We start from the raw sequence: 26461 nt of genomic DNA, 5'->3' as shown, positions 1-26461 counted from the left end.
AAAAAAATAGCCTAAAAGACTATTAAACATTATTAGATCCCAGCTTTCGCTGGGATGACATCGTTTTGACATTAGTACTACAACTGTAGCACTAAATAGCGTAGTTAATAATGGGAAATGGTATTACTCCAAAATCAGCTAGATGTGAATTACGCGAAATTATAGAAACAATCAGATTTGAGACGACCCTGCATCTGATTGTTAAATTAATATTTATACATTTTCTTCGATCGATTTCTAAAGAAAATAATATATAATGAAAATTATTAAGAAATGAACTAACATGACCACATTTACTAATATAAAGACTCCTCGCTGGCTATATCGTTTTGATAATTTTAAACGTGCTTTTGCTTTGCTACGCGAGGCGATGTACATAATGCGAGAACGCAAGATAAGTCAGTTAGAGATGGAAGGAGTAGTGCAGCGTTTTGAATATACGTGGGAATTGACATGGAACGTACTTAAAGACTATCTAGAATATAAGGGGGTGATACTATCAACCATTACCCCAGCTACCGTACTTAAGGCAGCTATTGCCGCTAATTTGATTAAGAATGGTGAAGTATGGATGAATGCTTTAGATTCTCGTAATAAGATGTCACATACCTACGATTTCAAACAATTTGAACAAATTATTATAAATATTGAAAAGGATTATTATCCTGAATTGGAGAACATGTATTTGGTGATGCTGAAATTTGCAGAAGAAGAGATGGTAGATGAAAGTAAACATATCTAATCATGGATTAAGTACGGAACAGTTAAACATACTGCGCAATATTTTGTTGCCCTTCTCAAAACAAATCGAGAGTGTTGGTTTGTTTGGTTCGCGTGCTACTGGTTTTTATCGTCCTAATTCTGATATTGATATAGTTATTTATGGTTCGCTTGATGAAAAAACCCTCGATCGTATATTTACTTTACTTAATGACAGTAACTTACCAGTTAAAGTAGATGTACAATCTTATGATCTGATCACCTATCCACCTCTCAAAGAACATATCGATGCTAACATGCTACTATTGTTTACGCATGACCAATTTGAAGAGAAGTTGCTTTAGTGATAGTAAAAGATGAGCTGAAGTAATGTTAAACTAAGCATAAACATGAAAAATCCTTTATCGATATATATACACTGGCCGTTTTGTTTGTCAAAATGTCCGTATTGTGACTTTAATTCTCATGTTGTAAATAAAGTAGATCATGATACATGGTTGAAATGTTATGAATTAGAGCTTGATCATTTCAAGGATACTATAGGTCATAAATATATAAAATCTATTTTCTTTGGAGGTGGAACTCCATCTTTAATGAAGCCATTTGTTGTTGAAGGAATAATTAAAAAAATAGCAAATTTAGCAATAATAGATGAGCAGACAGAAATTACTTTAGAAGCAAATCCCACTTCATTTGAGACTGAAAAATTTAGGGACTTTAGATCAGCTGGAATAAACCGTGTATCAATTGGCGTCCAATCTCTAGTGGAAGATGACTTAAAGAGTTTAGGACGACAACATGATGTAGGGCAAGCAATCAAAGCTATTGAAACAGCTCGCCATCTTTTCCCTAGAATATCTTTTGACCTAATTTATGCAAGAAGTAACCAAACTCTAGAAAGTTGGCAAGATGAACTTACCAATGCCATGCAACTTGCCTCAGGTCATATCTCACTATATCAATTGGTCATCGAAAAGGGTACGTTATTTTATAAATTGTTTAACGAGGGAAATCTAACTATACCAAACTCAGATCAAGCAGCTGACCATTATGAGTGGACTAACTGGTATTTAAACTCCCAAGGATATCTTAGATATGAAATATCAAATTATGCTATATTAGGTCATGAATGTAAGCATAACTTGACATATTGGCAATATGACAATTATTTAGGTATAGGTCCGGGTAGCCACAGCAGGGTTAATATGTGTGATAGTAATTTTACATCTAATCTCTATAGTATCATGATGTGGCATAAACCAGAAAAATGGTTACAAGCTGTTGATAGTTTAGGATGTGGTATTCAGCAGATTAATAAACTTTCTATGCAAGAAATAATTGAAGAAATGTTGATGATGGGACTACGTCTTGAAAAGGGTATAACTATTGATAGTATACAGAAAAGAACTGGTAAACAATTATTTGAGATTTTAGATATGGAAAAGGCAACATACTATAAAGAGCTAGGTGTACTTAGGTGGGATGAGGGATTAGGTGATAAAGGTCATATTAATCTTACAAATAAAGGTCTAATGTTACATAGCTATATAGTACCAAGGTTATTTAAAACCTCAGTTTTGGATTAAAATTTTTAATTTTAATCCAAAACTGGCTAGAATATGAGGTTTAAATAGACTTCTTTGTATTAATGTATATGTTGGAACAAAAAGAGCATAGTACCCTACATTTTTCTATAATCGTCATCGCGAGGCATCTTTAGATGCCGTGGCGATCTAGGTAAACAGCGAAGCTGTTTTTTCTAGTACGCTTCGCGTATCCTAGATTGCCGCGTCGCCGCTTTCAGCGACTCCTCGCTAATAGACGATCAGCAGCCATTTTAATAGTGGTTATATAAAAAATGTAGGGTACTATGCAAAAAGAGTTAGATAAGATACAAAAAAGGATTAAGAAACTTAAAACAAATAATCATTTTCACCCTAAACTTAATCCAAAAAAAGAAATTGATACACTGGCTATAGCGTTAGATTTGTTTTCTAGTGTGATGCTAGGGTTTTTTGTTGGTTTTACATTAGATAAATTGTTTAATTCTAAACCATTTTGTATTATAATATTTTTGTTGATAGGTATGCTTGCAGGTTTTAAAATAATTTGGCAAAAACTAAATAAGAAATAATGTCCCATAGTCCCTTAGATCAATTTGCAATAAAGAAACTAGTAGAAATTAATTTATTTGGTTTCGATATTAGTTTTACTAACTCTAGTTTGTTTATGTTACTTGCTGGAGTTGTAGGTCTCTCCTATTTTTATTTAGCCTTAAAAGGCAAAAAAATTATACCATCTAGATTACAGCTTAGTGCTGAAATAATTTATGATATAATTACAGTGATGCTCAATCAAAATGTTGGAGAAAAGGGGCGTAAGTTTATACCGTTCATTTTCACTTTGTTTATGTTTATTTTGTTATGTAACTTGCTCGGCATGCTTCCTTACGGATTCACTGTTACTAGCCATATTATAGTAACATTTGCCTTAGCAATTATGATATTTTTTATGGTTACAATTATTGGTTTTATTAATCACGGTATACATTTTTTATCAATATTTTTGCCTCAAGGTACGCCATCTTGGTTAGCTCCGCTTATGATTTTGATAGAATTATTTGCCTATCTAGCAAGACCTATAAGTTTATCTTTAAGGTTAGCTGCTAATATGGTGGCAGGACATATATTACTAAAGGTAATGGCAGGATTTATAGTTTCATTAATGATTTTCTTTAAATTTTTGCCAATTCCACTAATTGTGATCCTTATTGGATTTGAAATTTTTATAGCAATACTTCAAGCTTATATATTTACAATTCTTTCTTGTGTATACTTGAATGATGCTGTAAATTCACATTAGGTTTTGCGAAGGCTTCATTTTTATGGTCTTATAGATCGTTATTTTTGTTCTCGAATCCTCACGTACATCATCGTCCGCTGCGGTTATCCGAATAAAAATGAAGTCATACACAAGAACCTAGAATTTTTTATATTTAGGAGTTTAAATATGGACGGAACGTCTCTAAAATTTATTGGTGTAGGATTAATGGCTATTGGTATGTCAGGTGCTGCCATTGGTGTAGGTAGTATATTCAGTGCATTGCTGTCTTCAATTGCCCGTAACCCTTCAGCTACTGATCAATTACAAAGAATGGCATTCATTGGAGCTGGACTTACGGAAGCTATGGGCTTATTCTCGTTTGTAATTGCAATTTTATTGATATTTTCTTAAGTAACTATGCCTCAATTTGATGTTACCTTTTATTGTTCGCAAATCTTTTGGTTGGTAGTTGTTTTTAGTATCTTATACCTTCTAGTTCATAAGTTCATTGCACCACTAACTGAAAAGATTCTTGAGAATAGGCAAGCTTATATAGATACCAATATTGCTAGTGCAGAAAGTCTTGGGGAAAAAGCTGATAGCTTGCACAAGCAATATGCAAATACGCTAGCAGAAATATCAAATATAGTGGAAAATATTAAAAAAGAAGCTAGAGATGCAATGGAAGTATCTCTTTTATCAAAAAAAATGCAACTCCATAATGAGTTGAAAGCACAAATTACCAATAATCATCATGATATAGAAAAAACTAATAAATTATTTTGGATTGATGAAAATGATTCATGCATCAATTTAGCAAAATTATTAATTCAAAAAATTACTAATCAAGAAGTTGATTTAGACTTACTAAAAGAATCTTACAAAAAGATAAAATAATGCAATTATTTGACGAAAAATTTTGGCTAGCCATCTGTTTCCTAATTTTTGTGTATTTGGTCTATAGACCGATAAAAAATATAATTTTAAAATCGTTAGATGACAAAATTATGGCTATCAAAGACCAAGTCTTAGAAGCCCAAAAGCTTAACGAAGATATGACGTTGTTATTTGAAGATGCTGCAGTCCAAATACAACAGATTGAAATTTTAAGAGAAAAAATGATCAAAGATGGCAAAGAAACTGCCAATAATATAATTAAGCAGCAAAACGAAGAATTTGATAAGTTTCTAGAAAGCAAAAAACTTGAGACTATAGATTTAATGAATAGGCAAAAGCTAGAAGCTTCTCAAATGCTACAATCTGAGTTTTGCGATAAAATGCTAGAATTAGTAGCTATATATATGCAATCTACAAAAAACGATTCCATATCAGATAGTGAGATAGCTAAGAAACTCATGAGAAATCCAGCATCTGAAAAATTTATACAATAACTGTACCTCAATTCGATGTAAGACATCAGTTTAATAGTCTAGGGTGTCCCTGCATGTCACCCCTGCGAAAGCAGGGGTCTAAAAAATAGCATAGATAGGTATGTTATATAGTTTTATATCCCAGCTTTCGCTGGGATGACATAATGGCGGTGATATCACCCCTAATGGTGATGATTACTTGAGCCTACTATTAATTTATTACATCAAACTGAGGTTAAGTAGACTCCAATTCTTTAAAAGTAGCAGAATATACAAGCTCATTTTAATATTAAGTGGAGGAAAAAATGATAAAGTATCCGCAGGAACAAAGAAGCCTAACTAGAGAACAGAAAGAAGCAGTTGGATTGCTTTCAATTGGTACATTTTTAGAATATTTTGACTTGATGTTATATATTCATATGGCGGTGTTTCTTAATGAGTTGTTTTTTGAACCTACTGATTCTCTCTCCACCTCTTTAATGATGTCTTTTGCCTTCTGTACTACCTTTGTTTTTCGGCCTGTTGGTGCCTTAATATTTGGTTGGTTGGGCGATAATATAGGACGTAAATCTACTGTTATAATTACAACTTTTATGATGGCTGCATCATGTTTTGTCATGGCTAATCTCCCTACCTATGCCCAAATAGGGATAGCTGCTACTTGGATAATAACAATTTGCCGCGTTGTTCAAGGCATAACTTCTATGGGGGAGTCAGTAGGGGCAGAACTTTATTTAACCGAAACGATTAACCCACCAATCCAATATGTAAGTGTGACATTGATAACGCTGTTTGCTTCCTTAGGAAGTATAGGTGCTTTAGGAATTGCCTCACTTGTTACTTCCTATGGTTTTAACTGGCGTCTAGCATTTTGGATAGGTGCAGTAGTGGCATTGATTGGTTCTGCTGCTAGAACAACATTGCGGGAAACACCTGAATTTGCTAATGCAAAACTTATACTAAAAAAGAAATATGAGAAAGCTAATATTGATATAAAAGCATTGCATAATGATCCAGTCGTTAATGAAAAAATTAATAAAAAAAACAGTAATAGCTTTTCTTTTATTAGAGTGTTCTACACCAGTATGTTTTTATTTTCTCTTTATGCATTGTGGTGCTATTCTCAAGACCGATTTTGGTTACACATCAGCTGAGGTTATTCATCATAATTTTATTGTCTGTATATTAAAATTCTTAATTATATTAATATTATCTTATGTAAATTACAGAGTATATCCATTATTAACCGCGAAAATTATACTTATTATATATTCTATTTTTATTTTATTTTGTCCATATTGGCTGGACAATCTTCATTTTCCGTTTGAGTTATTTCTCATTCAGACAGTCATTATTTTATTTAAGTACTGTCTTGTCTCTGCTGGTCCCATTTTTTATAAAAGATTTCCTGTATTTAAACGTTTTACCTATGTTAGCATGATATGTTCTGTATCTCGTGCTTTGATGTACGTTATTAGTTCTTTTGGTTTCGTTTATATTCTTGACTATTTTGGCAATTGGGGGATATTGATTATTATGATTCCTACAATTATAGCTTTTACCTACGGGTTATTGCATTTTGAGAAGTTAGCAAAAGACTCTGGAAGTTACCCACAAAAGAGAACTACATAGTGTAAGCTCAGTCCGCCATTAGGGGTGATGTCATCCCTGCGTAGGCAGGGATCTAAAAAAATAGCCAAGAAGACTATTAGATATTTTAGACCCCTGCCTACGCAGGGGTGACATCGGGGTTGTTAAACCAATGTCTTACATGTCATTCCCGCGAAGGCGGGAATCTAGATATCTGCCTTCGCAGGGGTGACATCGTAGAGGGTTTATGTCATTCCTGCACAGGTAGCGGAATCTAAAAAAATAGACCTAGAGGGTTTGTTAGACTTTTTTAGACCCCGCTACCTTCGCAGAGGTGACATCCGAAGGTGCAGGGATGGCATCGGGACTATTAACTAGACTTGCAAAAATTGTAACTAAAACACCACGGAAACCTTTCTTTTCCAGCAATTATCTAATTAGATTACGATCACCCTATATTAATCCTTGAACTGTAAAAATGTACAGTATAGAATCATCCACATGTCTAAAACAATTCGTTAACGAGGTAAAATATGAATATTTGTAGGTCCTATTCTGAACAGTTTGATAATGGTTTTGTGTGGCGTTTGCTGTTTATCCTTTGTAGCATTGCTCTAATTATTGCAGCATCGGATGCTTTTGCTGATGATGCTGCTAGTACTGCTGATCCAGTAGGTGATGTGTTGTGCAATATGATCAAAACATTTCGTGGTAATACAGCTCGTGGTATAGCCATTATTGGTATAGTTGTTCTAGGGATTCAAACTCTTAGAGGTCAATTAAAATGGGAAGTTGCATTGGTTATTGTGACTGGTGTTATAATATTGTTTAAGGCTCCCGAAATTATAAACATGGTAGCTGGTAATGCTACTGCTGGTGCAGAATGTAAAGGAACTTAAGTCGTCTCTTAATTTCATCTTAGTGCGGAAATCTAAAAAATAGCCAAAAGCTTATTAAAACATTTTTAGACCCCTCTACTTTCCCAGGGGTTATGACATCGAAAGTGCAGGAACATAAAAGGAAGCAAGGATGGCATTGGGACTATTAACTAGACTTGCAAAAATTGTGACTAAAACACCACGGAAACCTTTCTTTTCCAGCAATTATCTAATTAGATTACGATCACCCTATATTAATCCTTGAACTGTAAAAATGTACAGTATAGAATCATCCACATATCTAAAACAATTCGTTAACGAGGTAAAATATGAATATTTGTAGGTCCTATTCTGAACAGTTTGATAATGATTTTGTGTGGCGTTTGCTGTTTATCCTTTGTAGCATTGCTCTAATTATTGCAGCACCGGATGCTTTTGCTGCTGGGGCTAAAAAAGTTGCTACTGCTACTCCTAGTACTGCTGATCCAGTAGGTGATGTGTTGTGCAATATGATCAAAACATTTCGTGGTAATACAGCTCGTGGTATAGCCATTATTGGTATAGTTGTTCTAGGGATTCAAACTCTTAGAGGTCAATTAAAATGGGAAGTTGCATTGGTTATTGTGACTGGTGTTATAATATTGTTTAAGGCTCCCGAAATTATAAACATGGTAGCTGGTGCTGCTGCTGCTGATACTGAAGCATGTAAAGGAACTTAAGTCGTCTCTTAGTTTCATCTTAGTGCGGAGATCTAAAAAATAGCCTAAAAAGTTATGATATACAGATCTCTGCTTTCTTTTTGTTAGTTAATTTTGCAAAATTGGAAAATTTAGATTAGTGAGTAATATATAATGTGGTATAATTTCGACGTAATATAAAACTACAATATATAATGATAAAACTTACTATAGATGGTACTGAAGTCGAAGTAGAGGAAGGCACGACCGTATTTCGTGCCTGCAGCAAGCTTGGTATAGAAATCCCACATTTTTGTTTTCATGAACGTTTGAAGATTGCCGGTAACTGCCGTATGTGCTTGGTGGAAATGGAAAAATCTCCCAAACCCATTGCTTCTTGTGCTATGCCTGTCTCCTCAGGTATGGTTATCCACACTAATACCATAGCTGTTAAAAAGGCTCGTGAAGGAGTGATGGAATTTCTATTGATTAATCACCCCCTAGATTGTCCTATTTGTGATCAAGGAGGTGAGTGTGATTTACAGGATCAAGCCTTTAAATATGGTAAAGCAAGTTCTAGATTTTCAGAGAATAAAAGAACAGTCAAAGATAAATATATGGGACCTTTGATCAAGACCCATATGACTAGATGCATACAATGTACTAGATGTATAAGGTTTGCCACTGATATTGCTGGAGTTGAGGAAATAGGAACTCTTTACAGGGGAGAGCATATGGAGGTAACCTCGTATCTTGAGCGTAGTCTTGAATCGGAGTTATCAGGCAATATTATAGATATTTGCCCAGTCGGGGCATTAAATTCCAAGCCTTATTCTTTTAAAGCTCGTAGTTGGGAACTAACAAAGACTGAGTCAATAGATGTATTGGATGCACAAGGTTGTAATATAAGGGTTGATAGTAGGGGATCTGAAGTAATGAGGATATTACCAAGGGTTAATGACGATATCAACGAAGAATGGATATCAGATAAAGCAAGATTTGCTTATGATGGTTTGAAATATCAAAGGTTAGATTCTCCATATATCAGGAAAAACGGTAAATTAGTCGAAGCCTCTTGGAATGATGCTATTGAATTAGTAGCACAAAAATTAGAGTCTCTTGCTGGCGATCAAGCCGGTGACCAAATTGCAGCAATAGCTGGAACGCTAGCATGCACCGAATCAATGTTTTTATTGAAAACATTATTACAGAAGCTTGGGTGTAACAATTTTGACAGCAACCAGTTTAATTATAAAATAGATCAATCTAGTAGGGGGAACTATCTATTTAACACAACAATTTCTAGACTTAAAGAAGCTGATCTAGCTTTGTTAATTGGTACAAATATCAGACAAGTAGCTCCTGTCCTGAATGCTCGTATTGGCATATTGCAAAGAGAGGGAAAGCTAAAAGTAGCTCGAATTGGCAATATTACTAACCAAACTTATTATATAAATGAATTAGGGGCTAGCCCTGACATAATTAAGGCAATAATATCAGAGGAACATCAGTTTGCTAAGGAATTAGAACATGCAAAAAATCCAGTTATAATTATTGGTGATGGTGTATATTCTCGGGATGATGGTTATGCTATTTTGACACTCATTCACCAAATGGTTGATAAATATAAGATAGTTAGAGATGATTGGAATGGTTTTAACATACTGCATAATCATGCATCAATGGTCGGTAGTTTAGACATAGGCTTTAGTCCTAAAAACGGCGGTAATGGAGTTTCTGAAATTTTACAAAAGGCAGAAAGAGGTGAGATTAAGTTTGTATATTTACTAGGCAGTGATGAAATTGATATGAACAAAATAAAATCATCTTTTGTAGTATATCAAGGACATCACGGTGATAATGGAGCAAATGTAGCAGATGTAATCTTTCCTGCTAGTAGCTATACAGAAAAAGATGCCACTTACGTAAATTTTGAAGGAAGGCCTCAATATGGTAAAGCCGCAACTCATCCAGTAGGACAAGCAAAAGAAGATTGGGTTATTATAAAGAATCTAGCTAATAGTTTAGGGCTAAATCTTGGCATGAATAATTTAGATGAAATAAGAAATAGGTTGGCTGCAGAATTCCCAGTATTTGCCAATATTTCTGAGATAATGAGCTGTGATTTTATAAAATTTACCTCCCTCGATAATTTACTTAAATCTGATATAGTGACTAAACCTATAAATTACTATATGACAGACTCGATTAGTAGAGCATCTGTTACTATGGCAAAATGTGTGGAGTCAAAGCAAGAAAGGGACAAAGTTGCATGATATCGTTCTTTCAACAATATCTATTGCCATTAATTATTGTGGCTTTGAAAACTTTATCTATCACTATTCCTCTTTTGCTGTGCGTAGCTTACCTTACCTATGCTGAGCGAAGAGTAATAGGGCTAATGCAACTCCGAAAAGGTCCAAATGTAGTAGGACCTTTTGGGTTATTGCAACCAATTGCCGATGCAATAAAATTATTATTTAAAGAAACAATTATACCAAACCAAGCTGATAAAATATTATTCACCCTAGCACCTATGATTACCCTTATACTTAGTTTAATTGGTTGGGCGGTAATACCTTTTGATAAGAAACTTGTACTAGCCGACATAAATGTTGGTGTTTTGTATATTATGGCAATCTCATCGTTAGCTGTTTATGGTATAATCATAGCGGGCTGGGCAAGTAATTCGAAATATGCTTTCCTTGGGGCTGTTCGCTCGTCAGCTCAGATGATTTCATACGAAGTATCTATAGGGTTGGTGATTGTTACTGTACTTTTAACAACGGGTACTCTTAATCTTTCAGAAATCATAGAAAAACAAAGATTATTTCCTTGGTGGGTTGATTTGATGTTGTTACCTATGGCTGTAATATTCTTCATATCAGTACTTGTAGAAACGAACAGATTGCCTTTTGATTTATCAGAAGCTGAGTCTGAGCTAGTTGCTGGTTATAATGTTGAATATTCTTCTATGGGATTTGCATTATTTTTTCTTGGTGAGTATGCTAATATGATTTTAGCTAGCGGTATGACCTCCACATTTTTCTTAGGTGGCTATTTGCCACCTTTTGGCATTAAAGTCTTAAATTTTGTGCCAGGTTTTATGTGGTTTATACTAAAAACCGGGTTTTTATTATTTTGTTTTTTATGGATAAGAGCAACATTACCTAGATATCGTTACGATCAATTAATGCGTTTAGGTTGGAAAGTATTTTTACCTTTTACTTTGTTTTGGGTGGTGTTAGTATCAAGCGTTCTGATGTTCACCGGTAATTTACCCTAATTTAACCTGAGTTCGATATAAAACATCGGTTTAATCCCGATATCTTCCCTACACCTTCGGATGTTACCCCTGCGAAGGTAGCGGTCTAAAATAACTTAACAACCTATCTTGGTCATTTTTCTAGATTCCGTACCGAAGCAGGAATGACATAAACCCTACGCAAGGAGAACATAAACACTACGATGTCACCCCTGCGTAGGCAGGGGTCTAAAATAACTTAACCTGAACTTAACCTGAATTCGATGTAACAAGTTACATCGAATTCAGGTTAAGTTATTCAAGGTCTAGAGTACTAACCCCATGCTGAGTTTTATCCCATTTGAAAGGCATGAAAATAATCTCCCAAATCGCCTTATAACTTGCTATCGTATGTAGTAGAAAATACAGAGGCCACACAAACAAGGCAGCAATATCTAATGCTCGAAAATTAGTTATTTTACCTTTTTTAGTCAGTAAAATAAAAAAAGCACTTCCGTAAAGGTATGAAAAAGCAAAAAAACTGTTAATTATCCATAAATAATTAATTATGGCGAATGTATTAATTTTAATAGTTAGCATTAGAAATGGTAAACAACAAAAACCATAAGAAGAAAAACCAATAAAAATGAAAATAGTAGTTATTTGATAAAATTTAAACCTTTTATATTTGTCTTTTTGGGCAAGAAATACCAAAAATGTTTGGATAAATCCTTTTATCCAACGAGATCTTTGCTTTATCCAACTTATAAGATCTATAGGCGATTCCTCTAAAGTATAAGAATCTATCATATGAACTTTATAACCAAAAGAATATAATCTAATTCCTAAATCAGCATCCTCAGTAACATTATAAGCGTCCCAAAAACCTATTTTTTGTAAGGCGTCAACCTTAAAATGATTGCTAGTTCCTCCAAGAGTTACTGGTAAGTCCATCAAGCTTAAACCCTTCAGAAGATATTTAAACCATAAACAATATTCTATGCTAAAAAGTTTAGTGAGTAAATTTTCATTCTCATTATAGAAGTTAAGTTTAGCCTGCAAACAAACATATTCTTTCGGTAATTCATCAAAGGCTATTACTGCTTTAAGGAGTTGATCAGCATCAGGTCTATCTTCTGCATCATATATTACTACATATTTTCCTCTGCAATATTGCATGGCATAATTAAGGGCTTTAGGTTTAGTCCTAGGTAAACTAAAAGGTACTTTAAGCAAATGTATATAAGAAGGTAATTCATATAGGATACTTTCCTTGATCATCAAATAATCATCTGCTTCAATAATGATTTTGACATCTAATTTATGTTTAGGATAATTAATATTAGAGACATAATTAATAATTGACTTTAGTTTGCTTGATTCTTTATATAATGGAAGTAAAATAGTGTAAATAGGTAGAGAATCATTTTTTAAAATGGAGATATCACTACTGTTAAACGCTGTATTTTGTACAATGACAGCTTGGTTAAATAGCATAATTTTTAAAATATTTTGTGCAAAATAGCAAGTAATGTTAATCACATGAAAAAGAGGTTTAAAATTAAACAATATTCCAAAATATATCACAAAAAATATGATGATTGACTTAGTGTAATTGATATTTTTTGCTACCATGTATACTGAGATAAATTCAAGAAAATATTTGGATTTGATTATATTCAAATGGCTAAAATTTTGTTCAAGTAGCTGATAGAAGTCATTCTTTCTGACCAAATTAATCTGTACATTATAATATATTGTTGATAACTTCCTTAAATAAGCTAGGTCATTTATAGCAAGCACTTTATTGCTTTTATCATTTTCATAAATGAAATAACCATTTTCTACATATTGATCAATTTTTGCATAATCGCAAATCTTAACCTGTGTTTCTTGCACATTCAATAGAGGCAATAATTTATTTTTATACAAAATATCTATAACCATCTCATTATTAATAATTCCTTCTGCAATTATCACGTTAAAAAAATCATTCTCACCAGTACTCTCAATTAATTTGAACTTAACGTGAGATATTTGTAAATCCGTAAGTAGTTGTTCTTTTAGTAGAATATACGTCAGTTCGGGATAAGATATAGATGAAATAGTAATAGATAAAAGGATTGTCAAAAAGGAGTGCCTGCAGTATTTATATTTTTAAACAAAAAAACAAACTACAGGCATGAAAAAAGATATCACAGAATTATATAGTTTTATAGATGATTTTTGTAAAATTTATTTGGAGTATGAACAGAGAAAGTTATTACCATCAAATAAGCAGAGAAATCGCTGTTGTAGCATGAGTTTAAGTGAAATGTTAACAATAATAATTATGTTTCATACATCCTATGCTAAGAATTTTAAATTTTTCTATAAAAGTTATATAGAGTGCATGCATAAGGATGATTTCCCTAAAGCCTTGAGTTATAATAGATTTGTTGAATTAATGGCACGATTATTCATACCGCTAAATATGTTGATTCATTTGTTGTTTGGTGAGGAAACAGGTATTTATTTTATTGACTCTACAACGATTAAAGCTTGTCACAATAAAAGGCGTTATAGCAATAAAGTTTTTAAAGGATTAGCCAAACATAGTAAATCCTCTATGGGGTATTTTTATGGTTTTAAATTACATGTAATAATCAATAATAAAGGGGAGTTTATGGCATTAAAAGTGACCAAAGGCAATGTAGATGATAGGGTTCCAGTACCGGAGTTAACAAAAAGATTAACTGGAATTATAGCAGCTGATAAAGGTTATATTAAGCAAAATTTGTTCTTAAATTTATATGAAAGAGGCTTAAAAATGATTCATGGAATTAAGAAGAATATGGAAAATAAATTAATGGATTTGAAAGAAAAAATCTTACTTCGAAAGCGTAACTTAATTGAAACAGTTTTTGATTATCTAAAAAATAAAATGAACCTTGAACATACTAGACATAGATCACCAATAAATGCCTTTGTCCATATATTATCTACTCTTGTTGCTTATTCATTAAAGAAAAATAAACCTTCAACAAAATTTGATTTTAATCTACATGTTCTCAATATCCTTATCCCGAATTGACGTAATATCTAAAAATTCTCTATTAATATTTTTTATACATCCATCCATATGGAAAATATTACTCCTGATATTTTATAATGTTTATTAATTAGGCTTTTATCACAAAAATACCCTATTTGTGTTGTCAGGCTATTCTTCTCTAGATTACCAAATTTAATCTTTTTTGCAATTGAAAGTTGCTTATATAAAGTTCTATTATAAATATTACCGTAATTTCTCCTAGTATAATATTTGGTAAAGTCTACTAACATAATGCCATTTTGAAATTCAATGCCTTCAGATATTGAAAAACTATAATGACTTCTTCTTGTATATGGGTTATTTAGGGCTTGCCCAAAACTAAAAACACTTTCAGCAAATACTGAAATTGTACGAATTTTTTTGGAAAATGCTGATAGCAATAATAATTCATAAGAAAATTGTTGCTGGCAACCATCTTTGGTCATGTATATTCTTGGCTGAACTGAGACTATCCTATTAGTGTTCTGAAAGAGCTTAATTTTATAAAATATACCAATTTCTTTATTATTAGACAGGTAGTTCATGTCATTACTTCCCTGGAATTTATTTTCTTTATAAAGTAATTGAATTCCTAAATTTTGGTTTTTATTAATTCCATATTCGATAGCAAAAATTCGCATTAATTCGTCTTGGTATGAGGATATTTCTCTAGATCTACGCTCTAAAAATTGAATTTGCCTAAATAACTTATTATAAAGAGCCGATGAATTATTAACCAACTTAATACGATCTTTTAAATATGCCAATTTACACTGAATTTGTAGAAAAAGATTGGCTCTTACTTGTTTAATATTTTTAGAATTTTTATCAATATTGCTAGCAGTAACCGTATATTTGTACTTGCCTGAGTCAATTAACCAAGCTGATGCATAAATCTTATTTGTTACGGAAATTATAAACAGAAGTATAAATATAGTTGTTGTTTTCACTCAAATAACAATTAATGGTTTAAATTTACTAAAATACAACTATTATAAATTTAATAAATGGATATTTTAATAAATTTTCAAAAGTCTATTAGTACCTAAAAAATATATGCTATAATAACCTCAAGTATTGATGTAAGACATTGGTTTAATAGCCTAGAGTGTCAATCCCTGCTCTTTCGGATGTCACCCCTACGTAGGCAGGGGTCTAAAGAAATAGCATAGAAGGTATGTTATATAGTGTTAGATCCCAGCTTTCGCTGGGATGACATATAATGGCGGCAGGGGTGACATCAGCCCTAATGGCAATGATTACTTGAGCCTACTTATACTACTCATAAATGAAGAGTTGATAGACGATAGAATCAAAATTATGATAGTAGCAGGAGTCGAAGGATCGAGGTGCTAGGCGTACATTTAGTACGTGGCTACCTACGATCCCTGAAGACGACAACGCAATTCTTGATTTTCATCGAGTATATTAATTTATTACATCAATACTTGAGGTTATAATAAGCTTAATACTACAAATGTAGTATTAAGTTCGGTATAAGAATATTTATTCTTACAAAGTGAGGTTTTTATAGTAAAAATACTTGCTTTTTAGCGTTTTTTTTATTAGTCTGTGCAATCTTCATAGAGTCTAAAATAACCTGACCTTGCCCGCGTGATGGAATGGTAGACATAACGGACTTAAAATCCGTGGGGTGCAAACCCTTGCCAGTTCAAGTCTGGCCGCGGGTACCATTCATTTTATCGAGGAAAAAGTATATGTTTATTCAAACTGAAATTACTCCTAATCCTAATGCGATAAAATTTTTCCCTAACATACCTGTTAGCCCTAACGAGCCGGTTCATTTTAGTAATCTTGATGAGGCAAAAGGTAAAAGCAGGCTAGTAGTTCAATTATTTAGTATAAATAACGTAAAATCTGTATTTTTTGGTAGTGATTTTATTACTATTACTAAAGAAGAAGAAAGTGATTGGCTAGTGTTAAAACCTGAAATTTTGATGGTTATTATGGATCATTTTACTGCTGGTTTTACTGTTTTTGATGAGGAAAATGCTCAATCTGCCATAAATAATTCTGACGAGATGTCTGAAATTGAACAACAGATTGTAGAAATTATTGAAACACGTGTACGTCCTTCGGTTGCCATGGATGGAGGTGATATAATATATCGAGGATTTGAAAATGGAGTGGTAAAATTAGAGCTTCATGGAGCCTGCAGGGGATGTCCTAGTTCAGCTATTACTTTAAAGAATGGTATTGAATCAATGCTTAAACATTTTATACCCGAGGTAGAATCTGTTGAAGCTGTAGATGAGTTATAGATATACTACTCGTAAATGAAGAGTTGATAGACGAAGATCAAAATTATGAAGTGCTAGGAGTCAAAGGGTCGAGGAGCGGAGCGTACATTTAGTACGTGGCTACCTACGATCCCTGAAGACGACAACGCAATTCTTGATTTTTATCAAGTATAGTACATTCTCGATGCAATCATATCCTTAAACAGCCTTCTTCTAATTCTAAAAGTTTTTTCTTGAGTTCAAGTCCTCCAGCGTAACCAGTTAGTCTACCATCAGTACCTATAACCCTATGACATGGCACTATAATTGACAAAGTGTTGCGTGCCACAGTGTTTGCTACTACACGTACAGCTTTAGGAGCAAATATTAAATTTGCAATATCCTTGTAACTCGTCACTCTAGCATATGGGATGGCAGAGATGGTGGACCATACTTTCTCCTGAAAATTAGTCCCCGTGAAACGGTAAGGTACGGTAAATTCTTTTCTAGTACCATTTATGTATTCTGTTAGCTCTTGGTAAGTTTGATCGAATATACTGGAATTCTGCTGCTCATGATAGCTACTATCTAAAATTGGCATATGTTTTTGCCCTACAAAATACAAACCTGTTAAGAAGTTCCCATCTGATACCAATAATATATTCAAATCATTTGAGTATATTAGAGCAATTGGTAAGTCTATATATCTATATATTTTTGTCATTTTAATTTTTTTCTTGGAGAGAGTTTTGTTCTAAACGACTTTTAAACCCTGTGAAGTCAACTATTTTTGCATCTTGATCTTGGCAGGCACAAGTAAAAATATATTTCCTTTCATCTGTAACTTTCTGAATGCATTGTCCACAAATACCTTTCATCATACACTGCATAGGAGAATTAAGACTTACTATTAGTTGAGTTTTGTTACCAAAAAAATCATCTTTTATATCTCTTATAGCTTCCATCATTTCTGTACTACCCGCAGCTATTATCCTATCTATGCTCAAATTTTTCCAAAGGTAACAATGCCCCATTATAGCATACACCAAATTGCCCTTAACACTAATATCTTCCGCCCTATTTTTTGATAAAATACCTTCTTCACAACACCAAACTACTATATCGGCTGCTTCTTCTATTCTCTCTTGATAGAACCTATCTTGTAAATTTTTATAACCAGCAAAATATATAATTTTACAATTATTATTTTTAAGAGCCTTAGCTATTGAGCATAAAACTGCATTTCCAACTCCTCCACCAACAAGCACTACATTGCTATCCTTTAATATCTCAGTTGGCTTACCACTAGGCCCCATTAGTACTACTAGTTCATTTTGCGATAAATATCTACATAATTTACTTGATTTACCATTTTGCCAAACTATCAAATGAATTAACCCTTTTTCTGCATCAACATAAGCTCCAGTGACAGCCAATGGTTCAATAATTTTTGAAATATCACTAGAATAATTTTGTAAACGGAAAAATTGCCCCGGTTGAAAATTTTGAGCAGCGAGAGGAGAATGTATTATCAGCTCTACTATCTTATAAGATAGTATATTAATCCGTTCGATACGGCTAGTTAGTAAATAATCTAGTTTAGCGAAAAAATCTAGATTATTACCAAAAAAACTTGGTTTATTTTTGATAAGTTTTTTTCCAATAAACTTGTACCCCTCTTTACTACTTGCTAAGGCTTTAACCACACTTCCAGAATATTGAGGATTACAATCACCAAAATATGTTATACTCAAATCATTTGAGTATATGTCTTCCAAATAACTATTATCTTTATGCGTACCTATTGCCATAAGTACAGTCCTTACCTTAAATTTTTTCCTTATACCTAAATTATCAAATTCTATTGATTCAGCGTAAGCATACTGATCAACATCAATGCCTAAAGGTATCATATTTTCAGCAAAATTTACACCTGCAGCCATAGCATACATAACTTCCTCAGGATTTAACTTGTAGGCAGGAGAATCCTTTAACTTTCCTCTATAACAAATTGTAACTCCACCTAGTTCATCGAGGATTTTTTTTACAGCTTCCGTATCTTGTGCTTGCCTAAATAATTTTGCATGCGAGATAAATTCTTCGGCTATTAATCTGTCCTCATCTGTCCAATTTTGTTCTGTATGATTTTTCCCATTCTCCTCAACTGACAATTCATACTTCTTTAGAAATTTTTCTACTTGTAACTTATAATAATTTAAACTTTCAGTTGCTGCATCAATGGAGGTCAGTCCCCCACCAATAATAATAATAGGCATCCTAATAAGCAAATTAGTGTTAGATTGTTCTAAAAAAGCTCCTCCTGATTGTAAGGTCATTAGAAAGTCGGAGGCTGTTTTCACACCTTTTGCAAGAAAATTTTTCATTTGGGCGATTTTAGGCTTACCAGCTCCAACACACAAGGCAACATGGTCAAATCCTAAATGAAATACCTGCTCCATAGTTATATTACTATCTAAACTTACACCACCAAAAAGCTTAAAATGACTGTTTCTCTCCAATATCAGACGTAATATAGTTAAATTATTTTTATCCCACCTTGCAGTAATACCGTACTCGGCTACTCCTCCAAAACCTTCAGGTATTTTTTCTGATAAGTTTTTTTTATAATCAGACCAATATTTAATAGGCTTGTTAATATCAAAAGGTAATGGGGTGATTTTTAAGCCATCTATAGCTACTACAGTATGTCCGTCTCGTAATAAATAATGACTTAAACTAAACCCAGCTGGTCCTTGACCCACTACTAAAACTTTGTAATTAGTTGGAGGCTTTGGCATCAGAGCAAAAATGTTAAGTGGATTCCAATTGGTAAGTAATAAATATATTTCCACCCCGTAAGGTAGAAGCAAAGTAGTTTCCAAAATATTAGATTCAACAAGAGGAATATCTACAGGTTCTTGCTTTTGATAAATGCAAGCATTGGAACAATCATTACAAATCCTATGACCAGTAGCAGCTACCATTGGATTATCAATGACAATAATAGCAAGAGCAGCTAAATTGAATCCCTTGGATTTTACATAATTCATCTCAGAGATTTTCTGTTTCAGCGGACAGCCCGACTTTGATTGCGTAGTCGGTAGTATATTCACAGAATCATTCGAGTATAACCCTTTAGAACACGAGTCTTTTCCCTGTTTATGACAGTAGATACAATAGTGAGTAGCATTTAAGACTGTATCTAGGCTAGGGTTAATGTCATCCCTACTAATGCTGTCATCTCCTTGTATCCCAATGTCATCCTCACGTAGGCGGGGATCTAGATCCCTGCCTACGTGAGGATGACATTGAAGAGATTGACAATGAGCAGGATTTAAATAATCAAACCCTACTCTTACATGTTTTTTATATTTAGCTACCTTATTAAGATCTATTAAATTATCTTTATCTATTTTATTTGGTAGAGAAAATAATATACTTTCAGATTCATTAGATTTCCTTTGAAACTCTACTTCTGCAAGAGGTCTATTATAAACCATGAAGGCAGCATATTTTGCTGCTATATCTAACTCAAAAGCATATTTTTCATCATCTAATTGCCATTTTATTACTTGACGAGCAAACTTGCCTTGAGTAAATTCCCCTCCTAAAAGTTTTTCTAGAAAAATTGATACACTATCAAAATCAATCTCTTTTAGTTTCTCAGGAGGATATTTTTTTACTGCAATACGCTGGATGAACTTTCTCTTACATTCATAAATTACATCAAATTCTTTATGACTAAATCTCAGATTGGCTATTTCTTGTTCAATACCAAATAACTTAGCTAGAAAATCATCAAAAACAGGCGAAATTTCTAATAAAAAATCTGAGTAATATTTTTGATCAACTTGATCGGGATTAGCCCTTAATGATAAAATAATTTCATAAAGAGAATAACTATGGCTACGCAGAAAATTTAAAAAAATTTCATCTAATTTTTTTAGACCTTCTAATTTATTTAAATCTACAAAATCTAAACCGAAAGCAAGTGTCATATAGCTACCCGAAAATGTTTGAACCATAGTATATACTCTTCTGCGAAGAGTTTAATAGCCCCCGATGTCACCCCACAACTGTTGAAAGTTTACAAACACCTATACCACAGCGTCATTGCGAGCGTAAGCGAAGCAATCTAGGAAACAATCTATGGATAAATGATGTTATTGGATTGCTTCGTCGACCTTACATCCTCCTCGCAATGACGTATAGGGAAGCTGTATTTACTAACTTTCGACAGTTATTGATGTAACCCCTGCGAAAGCAGGGGGTACATCAATTCTATTACTATGGTTCAAATATTTTTGGGTTAGCTATATATAATATATGACATTTTTAGAAAAAAATCTGTAGCCAAGATAACTGAAAAATGAAACAATAACGGCTACAATAAAGGATTTTATAATCATAAATACATCTGGCAACACTCCTTCTATTACTAAGAATTGAACTGGTCTTATGACAAGAAAAATGGGGTTAATTTCAAAAAATATTTTCTTTGATTCTGGTACCATAGAATATGGGTACACTATTGGTATAGTCCAATATGCAACATTCAAAATCAAATTTAATATCTGTGGAACATCACGTATATAAGGGGTTAAAAATGCAAAAGCAATAGAACTACTAATCACAGAAATAACCAGTGGTAACACAAGAATTGGTACAAAAAGTATATATATACTAAATTTTTCGGGATATAAAATGATAAAAGCTATATACATAGCTACAAACGAATAAATTAGGGTATAAACTTGTATTAAACTATCCGATATAGGAAAGATAGTCCTAGAAATTATTACCTTTTTTATAATACCACTACGATTAATTAATGAATTTGATGATATATTTAAGCTGCTAACAATAAATGTCCATAACGGTAAACCACCAACTAGGTTTATAATCATTGCTTCTCTTGGTATCTTAAGTACCAATCCAAAGAAATATGAAATGATCATTATATGCACAAAAGGCTGAACTAAACCCCATAACGAACCTAAAAAAGAATCTTTATTTTGACGAGATATAGAAGCTTGGGTTAATAACACCACTGACAACCAGTATTTCTTGGAAAAAAAATACTTTATCATTAATAATTCCCACTATTATAAATTTTTAGTATTTCATTTGGATTACCATCTGCGATAATACTACCTTCTTTTAATAACACACATCTATTGCAATTCTCCTTAATAATATTTTCTTGATGACTTACTAATATTAAAATAGGTATATTTTGTAACTTGTTTTTCATAAAATTGGTCGACTTCTCAATAAAATGACTATCACCAGCAGCAAAAACTTCATCTAGCAAAAGAATATCTGAATCTTGAAAAGCCGATACAGAAAAAGCCAATCTTGATAACATACCAGAGCTATAATTTTTTACCGGTAAATCTATTTTATTCCCTAGATCAGAAAAATCTATGATTTCTTGTTCCAATTCTTTACTGTATTTACCTAACATATTATTATAAATCATGAGCATTTTGATATTTTCCCTGCCAGTTTGCTCTAATTCAAAACCTACTCCCATCTCAATAATGGCAGCAAAGTTACCATGAACTTTAATTTTTCCAAACTTTAATGGGTAAATTCCAGCAATCACCTTAAGTAAAGAACTCTTACCTGAACCATTGCTACCAATAAAGGCAATTTTTTCGCCTCTTTGACAGGAAAGATTTATATTATTTAAGATGGGAATTGACGAAGGAAAAAGTTTACCTCCTTTAATAAAAAAGTGTCTTAAACTTTCTACTCTTTGTTGGTTATTGATTCCTTCTACACAACCATCAGATATCTCTATAGATACTAGTTTAGACGTCATATATTAAAAACATGTATTATATTTTACTGAAGAGTTAATCACCTCAATTCGTGATAAGAATTAGTTAATTCTTATCACGAATTCGCTTTAATCCATTCTTCAATAATATTTTTGGGGAATACTCCAGTCTTAGTAGCTAGTTGTTTTCCATCTTTGAACAAAATCATTGTAGGTATACTACGAATACCTAAACTTGAAGGTATATTGGGATTTTTATCTATGTCCATTTTGACAATTTTTACTTTACCCACTAATGCCTTACTTAATTCTTCAATAATAGGTGTTAACATTTTACACGGTCCGCACCATTCAGCCCAAAAATCAACTAATACAGGTGTAGTGGACTCTAAAACTTCTTTGTTAAAAGAATCATCTGTTATATTACTTGCCATAATCTCTTATTTTTAATATTGTTTTAACAATTAACCTGAGTTCGATGTAACAGGCTTGATGTCACCCCTACGAAAGCAGGGGTCTTAAAAAAGTTCTACAGCCCTTCTTTTGTCTATTTCTCTAGATCCCTGCTTGCACAGGGATGACATCGCTTTTAGCTAAAACCTTTTCGGGTTAACTATATAATCATACTAAGTAAAATTCTTATTGTAAATGACTGCTTTAAGTTTACTTAAAAATATTAGTATCTAAATTGTTAAGAACATGTTTCTTACGATCATAATAAAGTTTCATAGCTACAGCAGCGGTTTCTTCTACAGATCTTCTTGAAACATCAATTATTGGCCACCCTTGTTGCTCGCAAATTTGTTTTACTTGCATACATTCTTCTTGGACTATTTTAAAATCTGTATAATTGGTATTATCGCTCATCTGTAACGAATGCATTCTAGTTTCTCTTATTTCAATTAGCCGAGTTGGGTTAATAATCAAACCAACTACAAGCTGTTTTGTAATACTGCCTAAAATATCTAAAAACGGATAACCATGAATATAAGGCACATTTGCTGTTTTAAATCCATTATATGCTAGATATACAGAAGTTGGAGTTTTTGATGTCCTAGAAGGACCAATCAGAATAATATCAGCTTCGTCTAATTCACTAGTCATCTGACCATCATCATGTCTAAGAGTATAATCAATAGCATGAATCTTATCAAAATAACCTTCATCAAATTTATAATCATAAACTAAACTTTCTTCTGTTTCTATACCTAAAAAAACTGAAATTTCTTTTACAATTCTACCTACAACAGAAATACAAGGAATTTTTAAATCATAACAAAATTTAGTTAAATTTCTTCTTAGTTCGTGATCTAAAATAGTGTATAATACAATGCTTGGTTTCATCTTGATCTTTTTCAAAACCTCATTCAATGATTCTGCATTTCTTAACATTGGCCAATGATACAATTTTGACTCAATTTTGCTAAATTGTGACAAGGCAGTATTAGCTGCATGTTTAACTGTTTGCACTGAAGAGTCTGAAACTAAGTGAATAATCAGCTTATTCATAGTTTATTAGTCTTTGTGGATAATTTTTTATTCATATTTTAATCTCTATATTAAAAGTAATCAATAACTACTCATATATATCCCGTATATAGAAGTTAATAACCTCTATAATTTAAAGAATAATTTTGTGGATAATTTTGTGTGTAAAATGCTAGATATCTAATATCCTTCACGTTTTCTCATTCTACACACATAAACCACTATGAATTATCCACTAAAAAAATAATCCTATGAATAATGTGAGTAATAATTATAATCAATAAACCTTACTAGTAATTTAGCAATAAAAAAATGTGTATAACTATGTGTATATATAATTAATCTACATATTAACAATGTCTACATCAACTAAAAAAATATTATATATAATATATAGATTATTATGGATTATTTTATGAACCAACTTTTACAAACTTTTAAGAAAAAAAATAATCTTGTACCTATTTGGTTAATGCGTCAAGCTGGTAGATATTTACCTGAATATCAAAAAATAAGAAAAACTGTTAGTGGTTTCCTAGATCTATGCTATAATGTTGATAAGGCTGTAGAGGTGACTTTACAACCAATAAGAAGGTATGGCTTTGATGCTGCTATAATTTTTTCTGACATTTTGGTTTTACCTGATGCACTTGGCTGGGATGTAAAATTTGAAGAAAATATAGGACCAATATTACGTAAATTTCAATCAAAAGAAGATTTTAAATATCTTGAAGGAAATTCTAATGGAAAACTAAATGTAATTTATGAAATAATCAATAAAACTAAAGCAAATTTGCCAGTTGATACTGCGTTGATAGGTTTTGCTGGTAGTCCTTGGACGGTAATGACTTATATGCTTGAAGGAAGAGGCAAACAAAGTTTTGAAACAAGTAAAAAATTTATTTATGAAAATAATAACTTAGCACAAGAACTTCTAGACTTTATTACTGAAAAAACTATTATTCATTTAAAGGAACAAGTAAAAGCTGGGGCAGATTTAGTACAATTATTCGATTCATGGGCAGGGATATTAGAAGAAGCAGAATATGATCAGTTTATAGTACAACCAACAAAAAAAATAGTAGTAGCTCTAAAAGAACAGTTTCCATATTTACCGATTATAGGTTTTCCAAAAGGATCTGGAATTTTATATGAAAAATATATTAGTAATACTGGAGTGGATGCTATTGGAGTAGATCAGTTTGTACCAGCTAGTGCCATGAAATTATGGAGTGAGAAAATTGTTGTACAAGGTAATTTAGACCCATTTATATTGCTTACTAGTAAAGAAATTATTGCAAAAAAAGCAAGTAAAATAATTGCAAATTTTAAAGAAAGAAATTTTATATTTAATCTAGGACATGGTGTTTTACCAAATACACCAGTTGAAAATGTTGAGTTTTTAGTTAATTATGTTAGAGAATTTAAATACTAAAATATCTCAAAAAAAAATAGCCATCGTACTTTTTAATCTTGGTGGACCAAATAGCTTAAGCTCAGTTAAACGATTTCTATTTAACTTATTTTATGATAAAGCAATTATTAACCTGCCAAATCCCCTAAGGTTTATTCTTGCTAAGATAATATCAATTACTAGAAATAAAAAATCTCAGAAAATATATTCTCTAGTAGGTAATAATTCGCCTATTTTACAAGAAACAGAATCTCAAAAAGCTGCTATTACAGAGAAGTTAAAACAAACTCTGAATGAGGATTTTAAGGTTTTTATAGCAATGCGTTATTCTTATCCTGATTCCGAAGAAGCAGTAAGAAAAATAAATGAGTATAACCCTTCAGAAATAATATTGTTACCATTATACCCACATTTTTCTAGCACCACTACTGGATCTTCTATTAAAGATTTTATATCTTCTCTTTATAAAAATAAAAGTGAGGATTCCCAACATATTAAAACTATTTGTTGCTACCCTATCGATGACGAATTTATTGAAGCTCATTTATCATTAATAAAGCAATCATTAAAAAAATTGAAAAACAAAAAAAGTTTTCGTATATTATTTTCAGCTCATGGTCTACCTATAAAAATAATAAAAGCAGGAGATCCATATCAGTGGCAGATTGAAAAGACTGTAGAAAATTTGGTGTCTAAGCTTAGTATAGATAATTTAGATTATAAAATAACTTATCAAAGTCGTGTTGGTCCAGTGGAATGGCTTAAACCTAATACAGAGGATGAAATTGAGATAGCGGGCAAAGAAGATAAATCTCTTATAATAGTCCCAATAGCATTTGTATCAGAACATGTTGAAACACTGGTAGAATTGGACATTGAATATAGAAAGATTGCTGGTAAGTACAAAATAGAATATATTAGGACTCCTGCTCTTGGAACAAATAAATTGTTCATCAATAGCATAACTAAAATGGTATCAAATTTAGTTAATTATGGTTTCGATACAAAAGATTTGATATGTAGTTCAATTAATAAAAGAATATGTCCTTATAATTTTACTATGTGTCCTTGTAATTTAAAAAACTAAGTAATGGAGTATCAACTTTAAGTAGTCTCGATGTTATGCATAGGCATTGTCCACGTGGATCACTAGTATGTC

At 32.3% G+C, this 26461-nt stretch carries 25 protein-coding genes and 1 tRNA gene; 18 read left to right on the top strand and 8 right to left on the bottom strand.

Going from position 1 to position 26461, the window contains the following annotated elements; translation table 11 throughout:
• Positions 1–283: 283 nt before the first annotated feature.
• The 13 genes from AB3211_RS02435 to nuoH all read left to right on the top strand — a co-directional run bounded on the left by AB3211_RS02435 (position 284) and on the right by nuoH (position 11344).
• On the top strand, positions 284–742 hold the full coding sequence (locus AB3211_RS02435) for a nucleotidyltransferase substrate binding protein (RefSeq protein WP_367364571.1): 459 nt from the start codon (positions 284–286) through the stop codon (positions 740–742).
• Positions 723–1064, top strand: coding sequence for a nucleotidyltransferase family protein (locus AB3211_RS02430; protein WP_367364570.1), 342 nt, complete (start codon positions 723–725; stop codon positions 1062–1064). The genes AB3211_RS02435 and AB3211_RS02430 overlap by 20 nt, the downstream gene beginning before the upstream one ends.
• A gap of 45 nt (positions 1065–1109) precedes the next feature.
• A complete protein-coding gene (hemW, locus tag AB3211_RS02425; RefSeq protein WP_367364569.1) occupies positions 1110–2306 on the top strand; it encodes a radical SAM family heme chaperone HemW in 1197 nt (398 codons plus the stop codon).
• Positions 2307–2590: 284 nt separating this feature from the next.
• Positions 2591–2854, top strand: coding sequence for an AtpZ/AtpI family protein (locus AB3211_RS02420; RefSeq protein WP_367364568.1), 264 nt, complete (start codon positions 2591–2593; stop codon positions 2852–2854).
• The gene (locus tag AB3211_RS02415) at positions 2854–3582 is read left to right on the top strand and encodes a F0F1 ATP synthase subunit A (protein WP_367364567.1); all 729 of its coding nucleotides are present in this window, start codon (positions 2854–2856) and stop codon (positions 3580–3582) included. Before AB3211_RS02420 ends, AB3211_RS02415 begins: the two co-directional genes overlap by 1 nt.
• A 147-nt stretch (positions 3583–3729) precedes the next feature.
• Positions 3730–3954, top strand: coding sequence for a F0F1 ATP synthase subunit C (locus AB3211_RS02410; RefSeq protein WP_341748043.1), 225 nt, complete (start codon positions 3730–3732; stop codon positions 3952–3954).
• 6 nt (positions 3955–3960) lie between these two features.
• Entirely contained in the window at positions 3961–4440 is a 480-nt protein-coding gene (locus AB3211_RS02405; protein ID WP_367364566.1) for an ATP F0F1 synthase subunit B', read from the top strand.
• Positions 4440–4934: an ATP F0F1 synthase subunit B gene (locus tag AB3211_RS02400; protein WP_367364565.1), complete on the top strand. Its 495-nt coding sequence runs from the start codon at positions 4440–4442 to the stop codon at positions 4932–4934. Before AB3211_RS02405 ends, AB3211_RS02400 begins: the two co-directional genes overlap by 1 nt.
• Positions 4935–5218: 284 nt before the next feature.
• The gene (locus AB3211_RS02395) at positions 5219–6067 is read left to right on the top strand and encodes an MFS transporter (protein WP_367364564.1); all 849 of its coding nucleotides are present in this window, start codon (positions 5219–5221) and stop codon (positions 6065–6067) included.
• A 969-nt stretch (positions 6068–7036) separates the two neighbouring features.
• A complete protein-coding gene (locus AB3211_RS02390; protein ID WP_367364563.1) occupies positions 7037–7402 on the top strand; it encodes a TrbC/VirB2 family protein in 366 nt (121 codons plus the stop codon).
• A 308-nt stretch (positions 7403–7710) separates the two neighbouring features.
• Positions 7711–8100 (top strand): TrbC/VirB2 family protein, encoded by a 390-nt coding sequence (locus AB3211_RS02385; protein WP_367364562.1) that lies wholly within the window; start codon positions 7711–7713, stop codon positions 8098–8100.
• A gap of 173 nt (positions 8101–8273) precedes the next feature.
• On the top strand, positions 8274–10334 hold the full coding sequence (gene nuoG, locus AB3211_RS02380; protein WP_367364561.1) for an NADH-quinone oxidoreductase subunit NuoG: 2061 nt from the start codon (positions 8274–8276) through the stop codon (positions 10332–10334).
• Positions 10331–11344, top strand: a complete 1014-nt coding sequence (nuoH, locus tag AB3211_RS02375; protein WP_367364560.1) for an NADH-quinone oxidoreductase subunit NuoH — start codon at positions 10331–10333, stop codon at positions 11342–11344. Before nuoG ends, nuoH begins: the two co-directional genes overlap by 4 nt.
• Before the next feature lie 273 nt (positions 11345–11617).
• Here nuoH and AB3211_RS02370 read toward each other — a convergent pair whose 3' ends face one another.
• Positions 11618–13432 carry a glycosyltransferase family 2 protein gene (locus AB3211_RS02370; protein WP_367364559.1) on the bottom strand — a complete coding sequence of 605 codons (1815 nt, stop codon included), beginning with the start codon at positions 13430–13432 and terminating at the stop codon, positions 11618–11620.
• A gap of 52 nt (positions 13433–13484) precedes the next feature.
• Here AB3211_RS02370 and AB3211_RS02365 point away from each other — a divergent pair, with 52 nt between their 5' ends.
• Positions 13485–14375 carry an IS982 family transposase gene (locus AB3211_RS02365; RefSeq protein ID WP_367363772.1) on the top strand — a complete coding sequence of 297 codons (891 nt, stop codon included), beginning with the start codon at positions 13485–13487 and terminating at the stop codon, positions 14373–14375.
• A gap of 32 nt (positions 14376–14407) precedes the next feature.
• On the opposite strand, the gene AB3211_RS02360 is transcribed toward AB3211_RS02365, so the two are convergent.
• Entirely contained in the window at positions 14408–15325 is a 918-nt protein-coding gene (locus tag AB3211_RS02360; protein ID WP_367364558.1) for a hypothetical protein, read from the bottom strand.
• Positions 15326–15983: 658 nt separating this feature from the next.
• On the opposite strand from AB3211_RS02360, the gene AB3211_RS02355 reads away from it, so the two are divergent.
• Positions 15984–16069: transfer RNA gene (locus tag AB3211_RS02355), tRNA-Leu, on the top strand.
• Between the two features lie 24 nt (positions 16070–16093).
• The gene (locus tag AB3211_RS02350; RefSeq protein ID WP_367364557.1) at positions 16094–16657 is read left to right on the top strand and encodes a NifU family protein; all 564 of its coding nucleotides are present in this window, start codon (positions 16094–16096) and stop codon (positions 16655–16657) included.
• Between the two features lie 169 nt (positions 16658–16826).
• On the opposite strand, the gene AB3211_RS02345 is transcribed toward AB3211_RS02350, so the two are convergent.
• The 6 genes from AB3211_RS02345 to AB3211_RS02320 form a co-directional block, all read right to left on the bottom strand.
• Complete coding sequence (locus tag AB3211_RS02345) at positions 16827–17339, bottom strand: methylated-DNA--[protein]-cysteine S-methyltransferase (protein ID WP_367364556.1); 513 nt, start codon at positions 17337–17339, stop codon at positions 16827–16829.
• 1 nt (position 17340) lies between these two features.
• A complete protein-coding gene (locus AB3211_RS02340) occupies positions 17341–20640 on the bottom strand; it encodes an FAD-dependent oxidoreductase (RefSeq protein WP_410521603.1) in 3300 nt (1099 codons plus the stop codon).
• 288 nt (positions 20641–20928) lie between these two features.
• Complete coding sequence (locus AB3211_RS02335; RefSeq protein ID WP_367364555.1) at positions 20929–21705, bottom strand: ABC transporter permease; 777 nt, start codon at positions 21703–21705, stop codon at positions 20929–20931.
• The gene (locus tag AB3211_RS02330) at positions 21705–22442 is read right to left on the bottom strand and encodes an ABC transporter ATP-binding protein (protein WP_367364554.1); all 738 of its coding nucleotides are present in this window, start codon (positions 22440–22442) and stop codon (positions 21705–21707) included. Before AB3211_RS02330 ends, AB3211_RS02335 begins: the two co-directional genes overlap by 1 nt.
• Before the next feature lie 74 nt (positions 22443–22516).
• Entirely contained in the window at positions 22517–22834 is a 318-nt protein-coding gene (gene trxA / locus AB3211_RS02325) for a thioredoxin (RefSeq protein WP_367364553.1), read from the bottom strand.
• Between the two features lie 229 nt (positions 22835–23063).
• Entirely contained in the window at positions 23064–23909 is an 846-nt protein-coding gene (locus AB3211_RS02320) for a pyruvate, water dikinase regulatory protein (RefSeq protein ID WP_367364552.1), read from the bottom strand.
• Positions 23910–24303: 394 nt separating this feature from the next.
• On the opposite strand from AB3211_RS02320, the gene hemE reads away from it, so the two are divergent.
• Positions 24304–25323, top strand: a complete 1020-nt coding sequence (gene hemE, locus AB3211_RS02315) for a uroporphyrinogen decarboxylase (protein ID WP_367364551.1) — start codon at positions 24304–24306, stop codon at positions 25321–25323.
• A complete protein-coding gene (hemH, locus tag AB3211_RS02310; RefSeq protein WP_367364550.1) occupies positions 25301–26389 on the top strand; it encodes a ferrochelatase in 1089 nt (362 codons plus the stop codon). Before hemE ends, hemH begins: the two co-directional genes overlap by 23 nt.
• Positions 26390–26461: the final 72 nt, after the last annotated feature.

This window comes from Candidatus Tisiphia endosymbiont of Nedyus quadrimaculatus (assembly GCF_964059235.1).
Taxonomy (GTDB): Bacteria; Pseudomonadota; Alphaproteobacteria; order Rickettsiales; family Rickettsiaceae; genus Tisiphia.
The sequence above is the reverse complement of the archived record's forward strand: the minus strand, read 5'-3'. Positions and strand labels throughout refer to the sequence as shown.